Here is a 14,093-nt window from a genome sequence, read left to right on the forward strand (position 1 = left end):
GGGAGCCGGAAGCCTGCAACGTTCCCACCCTGGATGCCGTGGCTTTGTGACCAGCGGTCGCCCCGGCGAGGCGAGCGGTCTCAGGCGAAGCCCAACGCGCGCCGCGCATGCGGCCTGAAGCGACGGCTCAGGCTGAGTTGGGTGCCGTCGTGAAGCAGCACTTCGGCGTTGCCCTGGAAGAGCGGATGCACTTCGCGGATGCGGTCGATGTTGACCAGCGTGCCACGATGGATGCGCAGGAAGCGTTGCGGGTCCAGCGTGGCCAGCAAGCCACGCAACGTCTCGCGGTGCAGATAGGATTGCTTGCCGACGTGGATCTGCACGTAGTTGCCGTCGGCCTCGATCCAGTCGATGGCCTCGGTGGCGATCACGCGGATGTGTTCGCCGACGCGCACGCTGATGCGTTGCAACGGTTCGGCCGATGCCGCCGGCGGCGACATGGCGGGCTTGTCCGCATGCAGGCCACGCCAGTGCTTGCGCACGCGCGCCATGGCCTGATCGAAGCGCGCCTGGTCGATCGGTTTCAATACATAGTCCAGCGCATTGGCGTCGAAGGCTCGCAAGGCATGCTGGCCGTAGGCGGTGGCGAACACCACCATGGGCAGGGTGTCCGGCTTCAGTTCACGCAACAGCTTGAACCCGTCGAGCCCCGGCATGCGGATGTCCAGGAACAGCAGGTCCGGCTTGAGCGCGCCATACGCCTGCAAGGCTTCGGCGGCGTTGCCGCATTCGCCCACGATGTCCACGTCGGCATGCGTGGCCAACGCCTGGCGCAATGCCAGGCGCGCCAGCACCTCGTCGTCGACCAGCAGGGTGCGTATCGGTTTCATGCCACATGCTCGCGAAAGGGAAAGCACAGTTCCACGCGCGTGCCGCCGCCCGCGTTACGGGTGAGTTCCATGCTGGCGGCCGCGCCGAACAACACGTCGAGTCGAGCCCGTGTATTGCCCAGTCCGAGGCCTTCCGTGGGCCCTTCCGGCGGCAGGCCCAGGCCGTCGTCGTCCACGCGCAGGCGAAGAAGCTGGCCTTCGCGGTGGCTGGCGATATGGAGACTGCCCGGCTCGGTCTTGGCCAGCAGGCCATGGCGCAGCGCGTTCTCGACGAGCGGCTGGAGGATCATGCTGGGTACGGCGGCGTGCAGCGTGTCCTCGGCCATGTCCAGCCGGGTCGACAAGCGGTCCTGGAAGCGCACCTGCTGGATGTCCAGGTAACAGCGCAGGAACTCCACCTCGCGCGACAGCGGCACCTGTTGCGCGTGGCGCTGCTCGAGCGTCATGCGCAGGAAGTCGCTGAGGCGGGCGATCATCAGCCGTGCCCGCAGCGGCTCGGCCAGGGCCAGCGCGGAGATGGCATTGAGCGTGTTGAACAGGAAATGCGGTTGCAACTGCATGCGCAGGGCCTGCAATTGCGACTGGGCGAGCTGGACTTCCAGCTGGGAGCTGCGCCATTGCTCGTCGCGCAGTCGTCGCCGCGACTCGAGTCCGCGCAGCACGACGAGGATAAGCCAGTAGGTGAGCAGCGACAGATGGTAGTTATATGCGAACTGCATACCCACGAAACCGGCGAAGGTATGCACCGGCGCATGGCCGGGACCGCACAGCGTCCAGAACACGAACAGCTGGGCCATCATCTGCGTGAGCGCCACCAGCAGGCCGGCGGGCACGTGCACCGCGCAGAAGCGTTGCCAGCCCGCACCGGCGGCCTGGCGCCCCAGCCACGCGATGAGGGGCACGAACGCCATCCACAGCCAGAAATTGGCCAGGTTCCAGGCGAGCGCCCGTGGCCAGTCGGGCGACCGGCCTTCGCTGAGGGACGACAGGCCCGCGCTGAGTGCATACGACAAAGCCAGCAGCGTCCAGAAGACGAATGCCAGCGCATGCCGCACCGCCCGGGTCCGACGGGTCGTGTCCACCTCGCGTTCTCCTCGAAAGCCAGGGCGCAGTGTGCGACTGCCGACGGGCGGGGGGAAGTGACGTGAGGACCAGCGGCCGGATGCCGGTGACGAGCGGTCGGTCGCCCACGCCGCCGATCCAGCCGGCAGCGAACCCGTCCGGCAGGAGGACACGCTGCCGCCGTCCCTGCACGGACAGGAGATGGTGATGCCCGCTCAGCCGGCCAGATCGGCCCGATAGGCATACAGCCCCGGCGCACCGCCGGTCGCGACGAAGAGCACCTGCTCTCCGTCGCGCACGATGCCGTGGCGAAGATCGTGCAGAAGTCCGGCAAACGCCTTGCCCGAATATACCGGGTCGAGCAGCAGGCCTTCGCGGCTGGCGGCAAGGCGCACGGCGTCCTTCATCCCTTGCGTCGGTATGCCGTAGCCGTCGCCGAGCTGCGCATCGTCGATCCGCACGTCATCGACGTCCAGCGTCGCGTCGGAACCAAGGAGGGCGAGGGCGCCTCTCGCCAGTTCAAGCGTCGTGCGCCGTGCCACGTCCGCCGGAGCGAGCACGGTGTATGCCGTGACCTTGGCCGGCGACTGGCCCATGGCGGCGAAACCGGCGACGAGCCCCGCATGCGTGCCGCTGCTGCCGTTGGGTATCGCGATCCGGTCGAAGCGTTGGCCGCTTGTTTCTTCCTGCATGGCGATCTCGCGGGCGCAGCGCACGTAGCCGAGCGCGCCAAGCGGCGTCGATCCGCCGGTCGGCAGCACGAGCACCGTGTGCCCGGCGGCGCGCAACGCGTCGGCGCGGGCCTCGGCTTGCGCCAGCCCGTTCGTCCCGCGCGGAAGCAGCGTGGGGCGGGCGCCGAAGAGGTCGTCGAGCAGGACGTTGCCGTTCGTCTCGTAGTCGGTGTCGTCCTTCGGCACGAGCCGCGAGAGGATCAACTCGCAGGCAAAGCCGTGCCTTGCCGCCGCCGCCGCCGTGAGCCGCGCGTGGTTCGACTGCACGCCGCCGACACTGACGATGGTATCCACGCCCGCCGCACGCGCATGCCCCAGGTGGTACTCGAGCTTGCGCAGTTTGTTGCCGCCCCCGCCGAGCGACATGACGTCGTCGCGCTTCGCGAAGAGCGCGATCCCGCGCGAGGCGAGCCCCAGTTCCTCCTCGATGCGTGCCAGTCGTTGGATAGGCGTCGGTCCGTCGAGCAGGTCGAGGCGGGGAAAGCTGTCGAATACGTGCTGGATAAGGGGCATCGGTTGTCTCCGGCGATGCACGATGATAATCCCCGGGCGCCACTGTGTTACACGGCGATTCGTGCCGGCGCCGCTGAAGCGGCTCCCATGAAGACGGCTGCCGCAGTGACGATGGGGTTCCCGCCGCTGGAGCGCTTCCTGTCCGCGCCGTGAAAAAAAAGCCCCGGTCTGGGGCCGGGGCTTCGTGCGCTGTCGAGGTACCGCTGCCTATATCCTCGGGCCGCGACGCAAGCCGCCGAACAGCAGCGAAAGGATGAACAGGATCAGGAACACCACGAAAAGGATCTTCGCGATGCTGGCGGCACCAGCGGCGATGCCGGTGAAACCGAAGACCGCGGCGATAAGCGCGATCACGAAAAAGATGACGGCCCAATGAAGCATGGCGTTCTCCTCGGCAAGCAGGTGGAGGTCAATAGTTGCGATCGATGTGTTTACGGAATTCCTTCACCTGCGCTTCCGCTTCGTCCTTCGCCACGCCATAGCGCTCCTGGACTTTGCCCGCGAGGTATTCGCTGCTCCCCTCGGCGGCCTTCAGGTCGTCGTCGGTGAGCTTTCCCCACTTTTCCTTCATTTTGCCGGCCAGCTGCTTCCACTGGCCCTTGATGGTGTCTTCGTTCATGGCGGATCCTCGATCGTCTGTGCCCGCACGACGTCCATCGCCGCGCCAGGTCGGGGCATTCGAGCATCGGCGTGTTGAAAGCCGCGTCTGTGAGCGGTGAGGCGCCGGCTCACCGGTCCTTGGCATCCCGTACACGGAATGGCGGCCCGGAAGGCAGTTGCGGGAGCGCCCGGCATCGTGGATCGTGGCGGTTCCACCCCATCAGGATCACGCGGCATGAATGCGCAACGCTTCCGAGAGCTCCACGACGGTCCGGCCCTGCTCGTGCTTCCCAACGCGTGGGACGCCGCGAGCGCGGCCGTCGTCTGTCACGCCGGTGCCAGCGCCGTGGCCACGACCAGCGCGGGCGTGGCCTGGTCCTGCGGCTGGCCGGACGGCGACTGCCTGCCGGCGAACGAGATGCTTGCCGCGGTCCGCCGCATCGTCAGGACGATCGACGTGCCGCTCAGCGTGGATGCCGAAGAAGGGTGTTCGGACGATCCCGCCGAGGTGGCCGCCTTCGTCTCGGCACTGGTAGACGCCGGCGTGGCCGGGATCAACATCGAGGACGGCACCCATGCCCCCGACCTGCTGGCGGCGAAGCTGCGCGCGATCCGTGCGGCGCTGGGCGGCCGCGACCTCTACATCAATGCGCGCACCGACGTATTCCTGCGCGGCATGGCCTCCGGCGACGCGGGCGTGGAAGAAGTGCTGCGCCGGGCGGCACTGTACCGGGAGGCCGGCGCGGACGGGTTCTTCGTTCCGGGCATCAAGGCGGTCGACGATGTACGCCGGGTAGCCGCGGGTATCGCGCCGATGCCGCTGAACGTCATGCTGGTGCCGGGGCTGCCGTCGCGCGAAGCGCTGTACGAGGCGGGTGCCCGCCGCTTGAGCGCGGGCATCGCATTGTCGGTGGAGGCGTATGCCACCGCGGGACGGATGGCGGCCGAGTTGCTCGAGCGCGAGGCGCCGGAGATCGGCTACGCCACGCTCAACAAGCTGCTCGACCGCTGATTTGCAAAGGACACAAAAAAGGCGCGATGTCTCGCGCCTTCTTCGTTCGACCGGCTAACGGTCTTACTTCTTCTTCACCTCGAACGACTCGTTACCCGCGGCCTCGCCATTGAGCGAAACGGTGAGCTTGTACTTGCCTTCCGGCCATTCGTTCGGGTTCTGGATCTTGAACGTGGTGACCGCCGGGCCGTCGGTGCTGATCGACTGGCTGATGTCGCTGACGGTCGTGGTCGTGTCGCCGTCCTGGTAGGTCCACTTCGCGTTCAGGGTGGCGCCGGCGGTGGTCCCTTCGGTGGCGACCGAGGCGTAGATGGTCTTGTCGTTCGGCGAGAACGTGGTCTTCTCCTTCGACACCTTCTTGTCGGCGCCCACGGCGCTGCCCAGCGTGACCGAGCCGACCTTGATCGTGTCGACGGCGGCGGGCGTGGCGGCGGGCTGTGCGGCCGCTGCCGGGACGCTGGCGGCGGTGGTCGCGGCGGCCGGGGCGGTGGCCGACGGTGCCGGTGCCGCGGCCGGTGCCGTGGAAACGGCGGCCGGGGCGGCGTTCTGCTGCTCTTCCTTCTTGCCGCAGGCGGTGAGGACCAGCAGGCCGGCGACGGTGGCCGTGCAGAGGGCGGACGTGCGGAAGGAAAGCTTCATGTTCTGGATTCCGGAATGGCTTGTCGGGTTCTAACGAGGCATGGAAGGGGCAATCCCCTCGGCTGCCGCAGGGTACAGGCTACACAACTAAAGGCAAGACCAATGAAGAGCGCATGAATGCACCACGGCATCACTGGCGGGCGCCGCGTGGATTCCCCGGTACGGCGGCCGGGTCGGTGCTGCGGAACGGGTTGATGTCCAGGCCGCCGCGACGCGTGTAGCGCGCATACACCGAGAGCGCTTCCGGCACGCAGCGGATGCTGAGGTCCATGAAGATCCGTTCCACGCACTGCTCGTGGAATTCCGTGTGGTTGCGGAAGGAGACCAGGTAACGCAGAAGACCCGCACGGTCGATGGGCGCCCCGGTATACGAGATCTGGACGCTTCCCCAGTCCGGCTGCCCCGTCACCGGGCAGTTCGAGCGCAGCAGGTGGGACACCAGGACCTCGCGCACATGGCCTTCGTGCGTGCCGAGGAATTCGGCCCGCGGCGGCCCATAACTGTCGAAATCCAGGTCCTGCGCATCGAGGAGGATGCCTTCCGGCTCGCCCAGCGGGGTGCCGTCCAGTGCCTCCGGCGTGCGAAGGACGACGGTCACCGGCCCGCCCGCGGCGGTGGAGAGGTCGCGGACCAGGGTGTCGCGCACGAGCGAGGCATCCGCCATCCGCTCCTGCGCGAACCCGTTCAGGTACAGCTTGAAGGACTTCGATTCGACGATGTTCGGCGTCGTGGCGGGGAAACGGAATTCCGCCACGGCCACCACCGGCTTGCCCCGCGCGTCCAGCCAGGACAGCTCGTAGCCGTTCCAGATATCCACCCCGTGGAAGGGCAGGTCGGCGTCGGAGACACCGATCTCGTCCCGTTTTTCCTGGCGCGGGATGGGGAAGAGCAGTCCGGCGTCGTAGCGGTCGGCGTAGACGGTGGACTTGCCCAGCGGCGAGTGTTCGGGGGACGACATGGCGGTTTGCTGCTGCGAACAAACCGCCATTATAAGCCCTTAGGGGGACAAGGACTTACGCGTTCACGGAGCCCATCATGTTGGAGGCGTAGCGGTCGCCCGCCGCGGCGTCCGCCGGGAACACGGCGTCGATCTCGGCGACCTCGGGGGCGCTCAGCTTCACGTCCACCGCGCCGGCATTTTCCTCCAGGTACCGGACCCGCCGGGTGCCCGGTATGGGCACGATGTCGTCGCCCTTGGCGATCGTCCAGGCGAGGGCCAGCTGGCTGGGTGTGCAGCCCTTGTCGGCGGCGATTTTCTTCACCTTGTCGACGATGGCAAGGTTCTTCGCGAAGTTCTCGCCGATGAAGCGTGGATTGACGCGGCGGTAATCGTCCTCGGCGAAGTCGTCCGGCGACGCGATCGCGCCGGTGAGAAAGCCGCGGCCGAGCGGGCTGTAGGCTACGAGGGCGATGCCGTTTTCACGACAGGCCGCCAGCGCGCCCGTGGTTTCCGGATCGCGCGTCCACAGCGAATATTCGCTCTGCAGCGCGGCGATCGGATGGACCTTCACGGCCTTGCGGATCGATTCGGCGGAGGCCTCGGACAGGCCGAGGTAGCGCACCTTCCCTTCCTCCACCAGCCGCGACATCTCGCCGACGGTCTCCTCGATCGGCACCGTGCGATCCACGCGGTGCTGGTAGTAAAGGTCGATGTGATCGGTCTTCAGGCGGCGCAGGCTACCTTCCACCGATTCGCGAACGTAGGCCGGGCGGCCGCTGATACCGCGCTTCATCGGATCGTTCGGATCGCGGACGATGCCGAACTTGGTCGCCAGGAATACTTTCTCGCGCCGGCCCGCGAGGGTGCGGCCGAGCAGCTCTTCGTTCGTATGCGGGCCATAGGCGTCGGACGTGTCCCAGAAGGTGATGCCCAGTTCCAGGGCGCGTTCCAGCGTGGCGATCGATTCCTTTTCGTCGCTCGCGCCGTAGAACTCGCTCATGCCCATGCAGCCGAGGCCGAGGATGGAGACCTCCGGGCCGTGCTTGCCGAGTTTGCGGGTGATCATGCGTGTCTCCTTCGATTCGAGGGGGCTTTCGCCGCTGCCGCCGGGGTGGGCGGTTCGGCGGGGGAGGGATGGGGAACGGGCTCGTCCGGGTAGATCGAGCGGTAGAGGGCGATCTTCTCGTCCAGGCGCGCGATCGTCTCGGTCAGGTCGGCCAACTGATCGCGCAGCTTCGCGGCGTGCCGGGCGAGCAGGTCGCCGCGCTCGCGGATACTCTCCGGCGTCTCGCCAAGACGGCGCAGGCGCACGTATTCCTGGATGTCGCGCATGGACATGCCGGTGCAGCGCAGTTTCAGGACGAAGCGGATGAGCCGCATCTCGGCGTCGCCGTAGACGCGCTGGCCGCTCCGTCGCGGCACGGGCTCGATCAGGCCGATCTGCTCGTAATAACGAAGCGTATGCGTGGTCAGGCCGGTCGCGAGAGCGGCCTCGGCGATGGTCATGGTGTCGGGCATACGGAAAGCGTACGCCTTCGAGTGCGCTCTAAGTCAACACCGGGCCCACACCGAGCGCGTCGCGGGTCAGGCCTGCGGGGGATCGACCGGCGTCGGCTTCAGGTCGTTGTCCAGCGCGATCATCGTGAAGGTGCCGCGGGTGCAGAGCTCCCTCGCGCCGGTGAGGAGTTCTTCCGTGAACATCGCAACGTCCACCTTCATCGACGTGCGGCCGACCGAGACCACCGTGGCGACCAGTTCCACCATCTGCCCCTTGCGGACGGGGACGTGGAAGTCCACCTGCTCCGAGCGGGCGGTCACCACCACCTTGCGCGAATAGCGCGAGGCGGCGAGGAAGGCCGCCTTGTCCATCCACGCCAGCGCCTGGCCGCCGAACAGCGTGCCGAGGTGGTTCGTGTGGTCCGGGAAGACGATCTCGAGGACACGGGTCTCGGTCGGTCGGGCGATGGGAAGCATGGCGGGGTCTTCGGTCATGATGCCCTGCATTCTACGCGCACATCAGAAGGCCTGGTCGAAGGCAACTTCGCCCTGTACGCCCACCTGGTAGGACGACACCCGCCGTTCGAAGAAGTTGGTCAGTTCCTGCACGTCTTGCAGATCCATGAAGTCGAACGGATTCTTCGCGCCGTACTTCTTCGGCATGTCCAGTTGCGTCAGGCGCTGGTCGGCGCAGTACTCGAGGTACTGGCGCATGTCGGCCACCGAGAGGCCGGCGACGCCGCCGGAGAGCACGTCCTGGGCGAACTGCGTCTCGCAGGCGATGGCTTCCTCGAGCATCGCTTCCACCTGCTCGCGCATCCTGTCGTCGAACAGGTCGGGTTCCTGCTCGCGCACGGTGCGCACCACGTCGAAGGCGAACGCCATGTGGCCGGATTCGTCGCGGAAGACCCAGTTGGTGCCCGAAGCCAGGCCGTGCAGAAGGCCGCGCGAACGCAGGTAATACACATAGGCGAAAGCCGCGAAGAAGAACAGGCCTTCGATGCATGCGGCGAAGCAGATCAGGTTGAGCAGGAACTGGCGACGGTGCTCCCGCGTCTCGAGGCGGCCGAGGTCCTGGATCGAGTCGATCCACTTGAAGCAGAACTCGCCCTTCTGCCGGATCGAGGGGATGCTCTCGATGGCGGCGAAGGCCTTGTTGCGCTCCGCCGGCTCCGGGATGTAGGTGTCCAGCAGGGTGAGGTAGAACTGCACGTGCAGCGCTTCCTCGTAAAGCTGTCGCGAGAGGAACATGCGCGCCTCGGGCGAGTTCACGTGCCGGTAGAGGTTCAGCACGAGGTTGTTCGACACGATGGTGTCGCCGGTGGCGAAGAACGCCACGAGGCGATGGATCAGGTGGCGGTCCGCGTCGGACATCTTCGCCGAGAGGTCGGTGACGTCGAGCGAGAAATCCACCTCCTCCACCGTCCAGGTGTTGCGGATGGCGGCGCGGTACATCTCGTAGAACCGCGGGTACTTCATCGGGCGCAGGGTCAGTTCGAAACCCGGGTCGAGGATGTGGGCGTCGCGGGCGATCGGGGAAGCGGACATGGAATCTCCGGGTAATACGTGTAGGAGCCGCTATAGCGGCGAGGGGAATCCGCCTCGCCGCTTCGCCGCTCCATGGGTTTCTCGCCGCTATGGCGGCTCCTGCAGGGAGTGGAGCTACTGGCAGGCTTCGCAGTATTCGGGGTTTTCCAGCGAGCAGAAGACGGCGGCTTCCGCCTGCTCCTGCGCATCGGCGACGACCGGTGCCGGCGCGACGGCAGCCGCGCTGACCGTCGTCTTGGCGATGCGCGTGGCAGGCCGCGAGCGCAGGTAGTACGTCGTCTTGATCCCGGCCTTCCATGCGTACATGTACATGGAGGAAAGCTGGCCGATGTTCGGATTCTCCATGAACAGGTTCAGCGACTGGCTTTGGTCGATGTATGCGCCGCGCGCGGCGGCCAGGTCGATCAGCGCCTTCTGCGGCAATTCCCAGGTGGTGCGGTACACGGCGCGCAGCTCGCCGGGAATCGCGGCGATACCCTGCACCGACCCCTCGGCCAGCTTGATCTGGTCGCGGATCTCCGCGGTCCACAGGCCCAGCGTCTTCAGTTCTTCCACGAGGTAGCGATTCACCACGAGGAAGTCGCCCGAGAGCGTCTCGCGCTTGAACAGGTTGGACACCTGCGGCTCGATGCACTCGTAGCAACCGGCGATGGACGCGATGGTCGCCGTGGGGGCGATGGCGATCAGCAGCGAGTTGCGCAGGCCGTTCGCCTTGATCTTGGCGCGCAGTTCGGCCCAGCGCGTGTCCTTGCCGGAAGGCGACGACGCCGGCCAGTAGTCGAACTGCAGCTCGCCGTTCGCGGCGCGGCTTTCCTCGAAGCCCGGATGCGCGCCCTCGTTCTCCGCGATCTCGTTGGACATCGACAGCGCGTGGAAGTAGATCTCCTCGGCGATGCGGGTGGAAAGCGCGCGCGCCTCTTCCGAGTCGAACGGCAGGCGCAGCTTGAAGAAGACGTCCTGCAGGCCCATCACGCCGAGGCCGACCGGGCGCCATTTCATGTTCGCCGTCTTCGCCGTGGCGATCGGGTAGAAGTTGAGGTCGATCACGCGGTTGAGCTGGCGCACCGCGGTGCGGACCGTCGTGGCGAGCTTGTCGTAGTCGAACCGTCCGTCCGTCACGTGGCGGGCGAGGTTGATCGAGCCGAGGTTGCACACCGCGGTCTCGTTCTCGTTCGTCACCTCGAGGATCTCGGTGCACAGGTTCGAAAGGTGGATCACGTTCTGCGGCAGCGCCGTCTGGTTGCTGGTGGCATTGGAACGGTCCTTGAAGGTCATCCAGCCGTTGCCGGTCTGCGCCAGCGAGCGGAGCATGCGCGCATAGAGCTCCCGGGCCTTGACCGTCTTCGCGGCCAGGCCGTCCGCCTCGGCCTTTTCGTAGGCGGCATCGAAGGCGGCGCCCCATGTGTCGACGAAGTGCGGCACGATCTTCGGGTCGAACAGCGACCAGTCGCCGTCGGCTTCCACTCGGCGCATGAACAGGTCCGGCACCCAGTTCGCGAGGTTGAGGTTGTGCGTGCGGCGCGCGTCGTCGCCGGTGTTCTCGCGCAGCTCGAGGAATTCCTCGATGTCGGCGTGCCACGATTCCAGGTAGACGCAGGCCGCGCCCTTGCGCTTGCCGCCCTGGTTCACCGCGGCCACCGACGCGTCGAGCGTCTTCAGCCACGGCACCAGGCCGTTGGAATGCCCGTTGGTACCCTTGATGAGCGAGCCGCGCGAGCGGATGCGCGAATAGGCGAGGCCGATGCCCCCCGCGAACTTCGACAGCTGCGCCACGTCGCCATATTTGGCATAGATGGATTCCAGCGCGTCCTGCGGCGAATCGAGCAGGAAGCACGAGGACAGTTGTTCGTGCGCGGTACCCGCGTTGAACAGCGTCGGCGAGCTGGCCAGGTACTCCAGCGACGAGAGCATGCGGTACAGCTCGAGCGTCTCCGCCACGTCGTTGCCGCCGAGCGCGCACGCGATGCGCATGAAGAAGTACTGCGGCGTCTCGATCACGAAGCGCCTGGTCGGGTGGCGCAGCAGGTAGCGGTCGTACACCGTGCGCAGGCCGAAGTACTCGAAGCGGCGCGAGGCGCCCGTGTCGACCGCGTCGTTGAGCTTGCGCGCGTTCGCCTGCACGAAGTCGCGCAGCCGCTCGTTGAGGATGCCCAGCTCGAAGCCGCTGGCGATCGACTGCGAGAAGGAATGGATGTCCTGTCCGGACACTTCCTTGTCGACGAAGGCGGCGAGCAGGCGCGCGGCGAGCTGGCCGTATTCCGGCTCTTCGGCGGTGAGCGCCGCGGCCGTGCGGATCGAGAGCTGGTCGAGTTCCTGCGTGGTGGCGCCGTCGTAGAGACCGCCGATCGTCTTCAGCGCCACGCGCATCGGATCGACGGCGTACAGCCCGTCGGCGGTGCGCGTCACCGCGCGGACGATCTTGTTCACGTCGACCGCTTCCTGGCCGCCGTTGCGCTTGGTGACGCGCATCTGTCCCGGATTGTGCGGAGGCGTCAGGACGAAGGCGGGGGGCGCATCGTGGCGGTAGCCCGCGGCGGGTGCCTTTTCGGCGGTCGCGGTGGGGGTGACGGCAGCGTCGGCCGTCTCGGTGCGCTCGCGCGCGGCGGAATCCATCGTGGTCATGTGTGGCGTGCCCCAGGGCCAGGTTCAAACTCCCGTTCCCTCGGACGGGGCTCGAAGTGGCGGCGACACGGGACAGGCCGTGGACGGACGCCGCAGGGCGGCTCCGGTCCTCGACGTGCTTCCCCGCGGAAGCCGTCACTGAGATCGGCACCGATCAGGTACCGATTGCTGGCAGGTCTTCGGACTCGTGGACGGGGCCCGGAGGCCTTGCCTACCCGTCGCTTCCCAGTCACGGAGGACCAGTGCAATGAAACGGGGTCGTTTCCACTTACCGCTGCGGGGCAGTTCCGGATTCGCACCGGATTCCCTCAAGTCCGGCACGGCGATTGTCGCCACCCCGGACACCAGCGAGACACACGATATAGACACCGGTGCTGGCGGTCAACACAAGATATAGTGCTGCGCCGTGGTGTGAAGACCGTCTACACAAAGCGCACGAAGCTCCGACGCTAGAATCGGCGCCCGACCGGACACCCCGCCCAGAGGCCGATGCTGCCACCATCCACCGAGGAACCCGCCTCCTTCACCCACGACCAGCTGCGCCAGGCGCAGAAGATGGATGCCATCGGCAAGCTCACGGGTGGCGTCGCACACGATTTCAACAACCTGCTGCAGGTCATCAGCGGCAACCTCCAGCTGCTCGCGTCCGACGTGGCCGGCAATCCCCGTGCCGAGAGACGCCTCGCGAACGCGATGGCCGGCGTCAATCGCGGCACCAAGCTCGCGGCGCAGCTGCTGGCCTTCGGCCGCCGCCAGCCGCTGGCGCCCAAGGTCGTCAACATCGGGCGCTTCGTCCGCGACATGGACGACCTGTTGCGCCGCACGCTGGGCGAGGAGATCGAGGTCGAGACCGTGGTCGCCGGCGGGCTCTGGAACACGCTGGTCGATCCGGGCAACGTGGAAAACGCGTTGCTGAACCTGGCGATCAACGCCCGCGACGCGATGGAGGGCAGGGGGCGGCTCACCATCGAGGCCGGCAACGCCCTGCTGGATGCCTCCTACGCGTCCGCGCACGGCGACCTTCGCGCGGGGCAGTACGTGATGATCGCCGTCACCGACACCGGCAGCGGCATCGCCCCGGAAATCATCGAGCAGGTCTTCGAGCCGTTCTTCACCACGAAGCCGGAGGGACAGGGCACGGGCCTCGGCCTCTCGATGGTTTACGGCTTCGTGAAACAGTCCGGCGGCCACGTGAAGATCTACAGCGAGCCGGGACACGGCACCACGGTCAAGATCTACCTTCCGCGGTCCACCCAGAGCGAGGATCGCGTGGTGGATATCGAGGAAGACCATCCTCGCGGCGGCGACGAGACCATCCTCGTGGTGGAAGACGACGACGCCGTGCGCGACACCGTCGTGGCCATGCTGGGCGACCTGGGCTACCGCGTGCTGAAGGCGCGCGATGCGCAAAGCGCGCTGTCTATCGTCGAGAGCGGCATCGCCGTCGACCTGTTATTCACCGACGTGGTGATGCCCGGCGCGCTGCGCAGTCCGGAACTCGCGCGCAAGGCCGCCGAGCGACAGCCCGGCATCGCCGTGCTGTTCACCTCCGGCTACACCGAGAACGCCATCGTCCACGGTGGCCGACTGGACGAGGGCGTGGAGCTGCTGAGCAAGCCGTATTCGCGCGACCAGCTGGCTCGCCGCGTGCGCCACCTGCTCGCGGACAGGGCACGGAAGGCGGCGGTGGCCGACGGCCTCTCTCATGTCGCAGTGGTGCCGGAGAAGGCCCTGCGCGTGCTCGTCGTGGAAGACGACGCCCTGATCCGCATGTCGATCACGGAGATGCTGGAAAGCCGCGGCCACATCGCCTTCGAGGCAGGCGACGGCAACGAGGCCCTGCGTCTGCACGGCGCGCAGCCGATCGACGTGCTGCTCGCGGACGTGGGCCTGCCCGGCATGAACGGCGTGGAAGTGGCGGAGAAGCTGCGCGAGACGCAGCCCGACCTGCCCGTGCTCTACGCCACCGGCGACCACACGGCGAACGGCGTGCAGCGCGACGACCGCACGGCGATCATCGTGAAGCCGTACGGCGTGGCGGACCTGATGGACGCGATCGGGCGCATCGCCGGCCGTTAGGCTCGTGGCGCCGCCGCTCG

The 14,093-nt window shown here is 67.0% G+C and carries 14 protein-coding genes and 1 riboswitch; of the genes, 2 read left to right on the forward strand and 12 right to left on the reverse strand.

The window, feature by feature from the left end; translation table 11 throughout:
• Positions 1–80 precede the first annotated feature (80 nt).
• The 5 genes from HBF32_RS17880 to HBF32_RS17900 all read right to left on the reverse strand — a co-directional run bounded on the left by HBF32_RS17880 (position 81) and on the right by HBF32_RS17900 (position 3,755).
• On the reverse strand, positions 81–830 hold the full coding sequence (locus tag HBF32_RS17880; protein WP_166701167.1) for a LytR/AlgR family response regulator transcription factor: 750 nt from the start codon (positions 828–830) through the stop codon (positions 81–83).
• Complete coding sequence (locus HBF32_RS17885; RefSeq protein WP_166701168.1) at positions 827–1,912, reverse strand: histidine kinase; 1,086 nt, start codon at positions 1,910–1,912, stop codon at positions 827–829. Before HBF32_RS17885 ends, HBF32_RS17880 begins: the two co-directional genes overlap by 4 nt.
• A gap of 195 nt (positions 1,913–2,107) precedes the next feature.
• On the reverse strand, positions 2,108–3,136 hold the full coding sequence (locus HBF32_RS17890; RefSeq protein ID WP_166701169.1) for a D-cysteine desulfhydrase family protein: 1,029 nt from the start codon (positions 3,134–3,136) through the stop codon (positions 2,108–2,110).
• Between the two features lie 207 nt (positions 3,137–3,343).
• Positions 3,344–3,517, reverse strand: coding sequence for a DUF1328 domain-containing protein (locus HBF32_RS17895; protein WP_072323948.1), 174 nt, complete (start codon positions 3,515–3,517; stop codon positions 3,344–3,346).
• A gap of 28 nt (positions 3,518–3,545) precedes the next feature.
• Complete coding sequence (locus HBF32_RS17900; RefSeq protein ID WP_166701170.1) at positions 3,546–3,755, reverse strand: CsbD family protein; 210 nt, start codon at positions 3,753–3,755, stop codon at positions 3,546–3,548.
• A gap of 216 nt (positions 3,756–3,971) precedes the next feature.
• Here HBF32_RS17900 and HBF32_RS17905 point away from each other — a divergent pair, with 216 nt between their 5' ends.
• Positions 3,972–4,748, forward strand: coding sequence for an isocitrate lyase/PEP mutase family protein (locus HBF32_RS17905; protein WP_205287771.1), 777 nt, complete (start codon positions 3,972–3,974; stop codon positions 4,746–4,748).
• Positions 4,749–4,811: 63 nt separating this feature from the next.
• Here HBF32_RS17905 and HBF32_RS17910 read toward each other — a convergent pair whose 3' ends face one another.
• The 7 genes from HBF32_RS17910 to HBF32_RS17940 all read right to left on the reverse strand — a co-directional run bounded on the left by HBF32_RS17910 (position 4,812) and on the right by HBF32_RS17940 (position 11,994).
• Positions 4,812–5,387 (reverse strand): hypothetical protein, encoded by a 576-nt coding sequence (locus HBF32_RS17910; RefSeq protein ID WP_166701172.1) that lies wholly within the window; start codon positions 5,385–5,387, stop codon positions 4,812–4,814.
• A 130-nt stretch (positions 5,388–5,517) separates the two neighbouring features.
• Complete coding sequence (queF, locus tag HBF32_RS17915) at positions 5,518–6,345, reverse strand: NADPH-dependent 7-cyano-7-deazaguanine reductase QueF (protein WP_166701173.1); 828 nt, start codon at positions 6,343–6,345, stop codon at positions 5,518–5,520.
• Positions 6,346–6,400: 55 nt separating this feature from the next.
• Positions 6,401–7,393: an aldo/keto reductase gene (locus tag HBF32_RS17920; RefSeq protein ID WP_166701174.1), complete on the reverse strand. Its 993-nt coding sequence runs from the start codon at positions 7,391–7,393 to the stop codon at positions 6,401–6,403.
• Positions 7,390–7,845: a MerR family transcriptional regulator gene (locus HBF32_RS17925; RefSeq protein WP_166701175.1), complete on the reverse strand. Its 456-nt coding sequence runs from the start codon at positions 7,843–7,845 to the stop codon at positions 7,390–7,392. The genes HBF32_RS17920 and HBF32_RS17925 overlap by 4 nt, the downstream gene beginning before the upstream one ends.
• 66 nt (positions 7,846–7,911) lie before the next feature.
• A complete protein-coding gene (locus tag HBF32_RS17930; RefSeq protein ID WP_240148055.1) occupies positions 7,912–8,319 on the reverse strand; it encodes an acyl-CoA thioesterase in 408 nt (135 codons plus the stop codon).
• Between the two features lie 24 nt (positions 8,320–8,343).
• Positions 8,344–9,372: a ribonucleotide-diphosphate reductase subunit beta gene (locus HBF32_RS17935; RefSeq protein ID WP_166701176.1), complete on the reverse strand. Its 1,029-nt coding sequence runs from the start codon at positions 9,370–9,372 to the stop codon at positions 8,344–8,346.
• Positions 9,373–9,486: 114 nt separating this feature from the next.
• Positions 9,487–11,994, reverse strand: a complete 2,508-nt coding sequence (locus tag HBF32_RS17940; protein WP_166701177.1) for a ribonucleoside-diphosphate reductase subunit alpha — start codon at positions 11,992–11,994, stop codon at positions 9,487–9,489.
• Positions 11,995–12,147: 153 nt separating this feature from the next.
• Positions 12,148–12,358: riboswitch (cobalamin riboswitch) on the reverse strand.
• Positions 12,359–12,483: 125 nt separating this feature from the next.
• On the opposite strand from HBF32_RS17940, the gene HBF32_RS17945 reads away from it, so the two are divergent.
• Positions 12,484–14,073: a response regulator gene (locus tag HBF32_RS17945; protein WP_166701178.1), complete on the forward strand. Its 1,590-nt coding sequence runs from the start codon at positions 12,484–12,486 to the stop codon at positions 14,071–14,073.
• Positions 14,074–14,093 lie beyond the last annotated feature (20 nt).

Origin of the sequence: Luteibacter yeojuensis (genome assembly GCF_011742875.1) — a bacterium.
Lineage (GTDB): Bacteria > Pseudomonadota > Gammaproteobacteria > Xanthomonadales > Rhodanobacteraceae > Luteibacter > Luteibacter yeojuensis.

What these genes read in the sequence shown, in the direction of transcription:
- HBF32_RS17880 (WP_166701167.1), bottom strand. Translation starts at nt 830, where the DNA reads ATGAAACCGATACGCACCCTGCTGGTCGACGACGAGGTGCTGGCGCGC.
- HBF32_RS17910 (WP_166701172.1), bottom strand. Translation starts at nt 5,387, where the DNA reads ATGAAGCTTTCCTTCCGCACGTCCGCCCTCTGCACGGCCACCGTCGCC.
- HBF32_RS17920 (WP_166701174.1), bottom strand. Translation starts at nt 7,393, where the DNA reads ATGATCACCCGCAAACTCGGCAAGCACGGCCCGGAGGTCTCCATCCTC.
- HBF32_RS17890 (WP_166701169.1), bottom strand. Translation starts at nt 3,136, where the DNA reads ATGCCCCTTATCCAGCACGTATTCGACAGCTTTCCCCGCCTCGACCTG.
- HBF32_RS17930 (WP_240148055.1), bottom strand. Translation starts at nt 8,319, where the DNA reads ATGACCGAAGACCCCGCCATGCTTCCCATCGCCCGACCGACCGAGACC.
- HBF32_RS17900 (WP_166701170.1), bottom strand. Translation starts at nt 3,755, where the DNA reads ATGAACGAAGACACCATCAAGGGCCAGTGGAAGCAGCTGGCCGGCAAA.
- HBF32_RS17945 (WP_166701178.1), top strand. Translation starts at nt 12,484, where the DNA reads ATGCTGCCACCATCCACCGAGGAACCCGCCTCCTTCACCCACGACCAG.
- HBF32_RS17940 (WP_166701177.1), bottom strand. Translation starts at nt 11,994, where the DNA reads ATGACCACGATGGATTCCGCCGCGCGCGAGCGCACCGAGACGGCCGAC.
- HBF32_RS17925 (WP_166701175.1), bottom strand. Translation starts at nt 7,845, where the DNA reads ATGCCCGACACCATGACCATCGCCGAGGCCGCTCTCGCGACCGGCCTG.
- HBF32_RS17895 (WP_072323948.1), bottom strand. Translation starts at nt 3,517, where the DNA reads ATGCTTCATTGGGCCGTCATCTTTTTCGTGATCGCGCTTATCGCCGCG.
- HBF32_RS17935 (WP_166701176.1), bottom strand. Translation starts at nt 9,372, where the DNA reads ATGTCCGCTTCCCCGATCGCCCGCGACGCCCACATCCTCGACCCGGGT.
- HBF32_RS17905 (WP_205287771.1), top strand. Translation starts at nt 3,972, where the DNA reads ATGAATGCGCAACGCTTCCGAGAGCTCCACGACGGTCCGGCCCTGCTC.
- queF (WP_166701173.1), bottom strand. Translation starts at nt 6,345, where the DNA reads ATGTCGTCCCCCGAACACTCGCCGCTGGGCAAGTCCACCGTCTACGCC.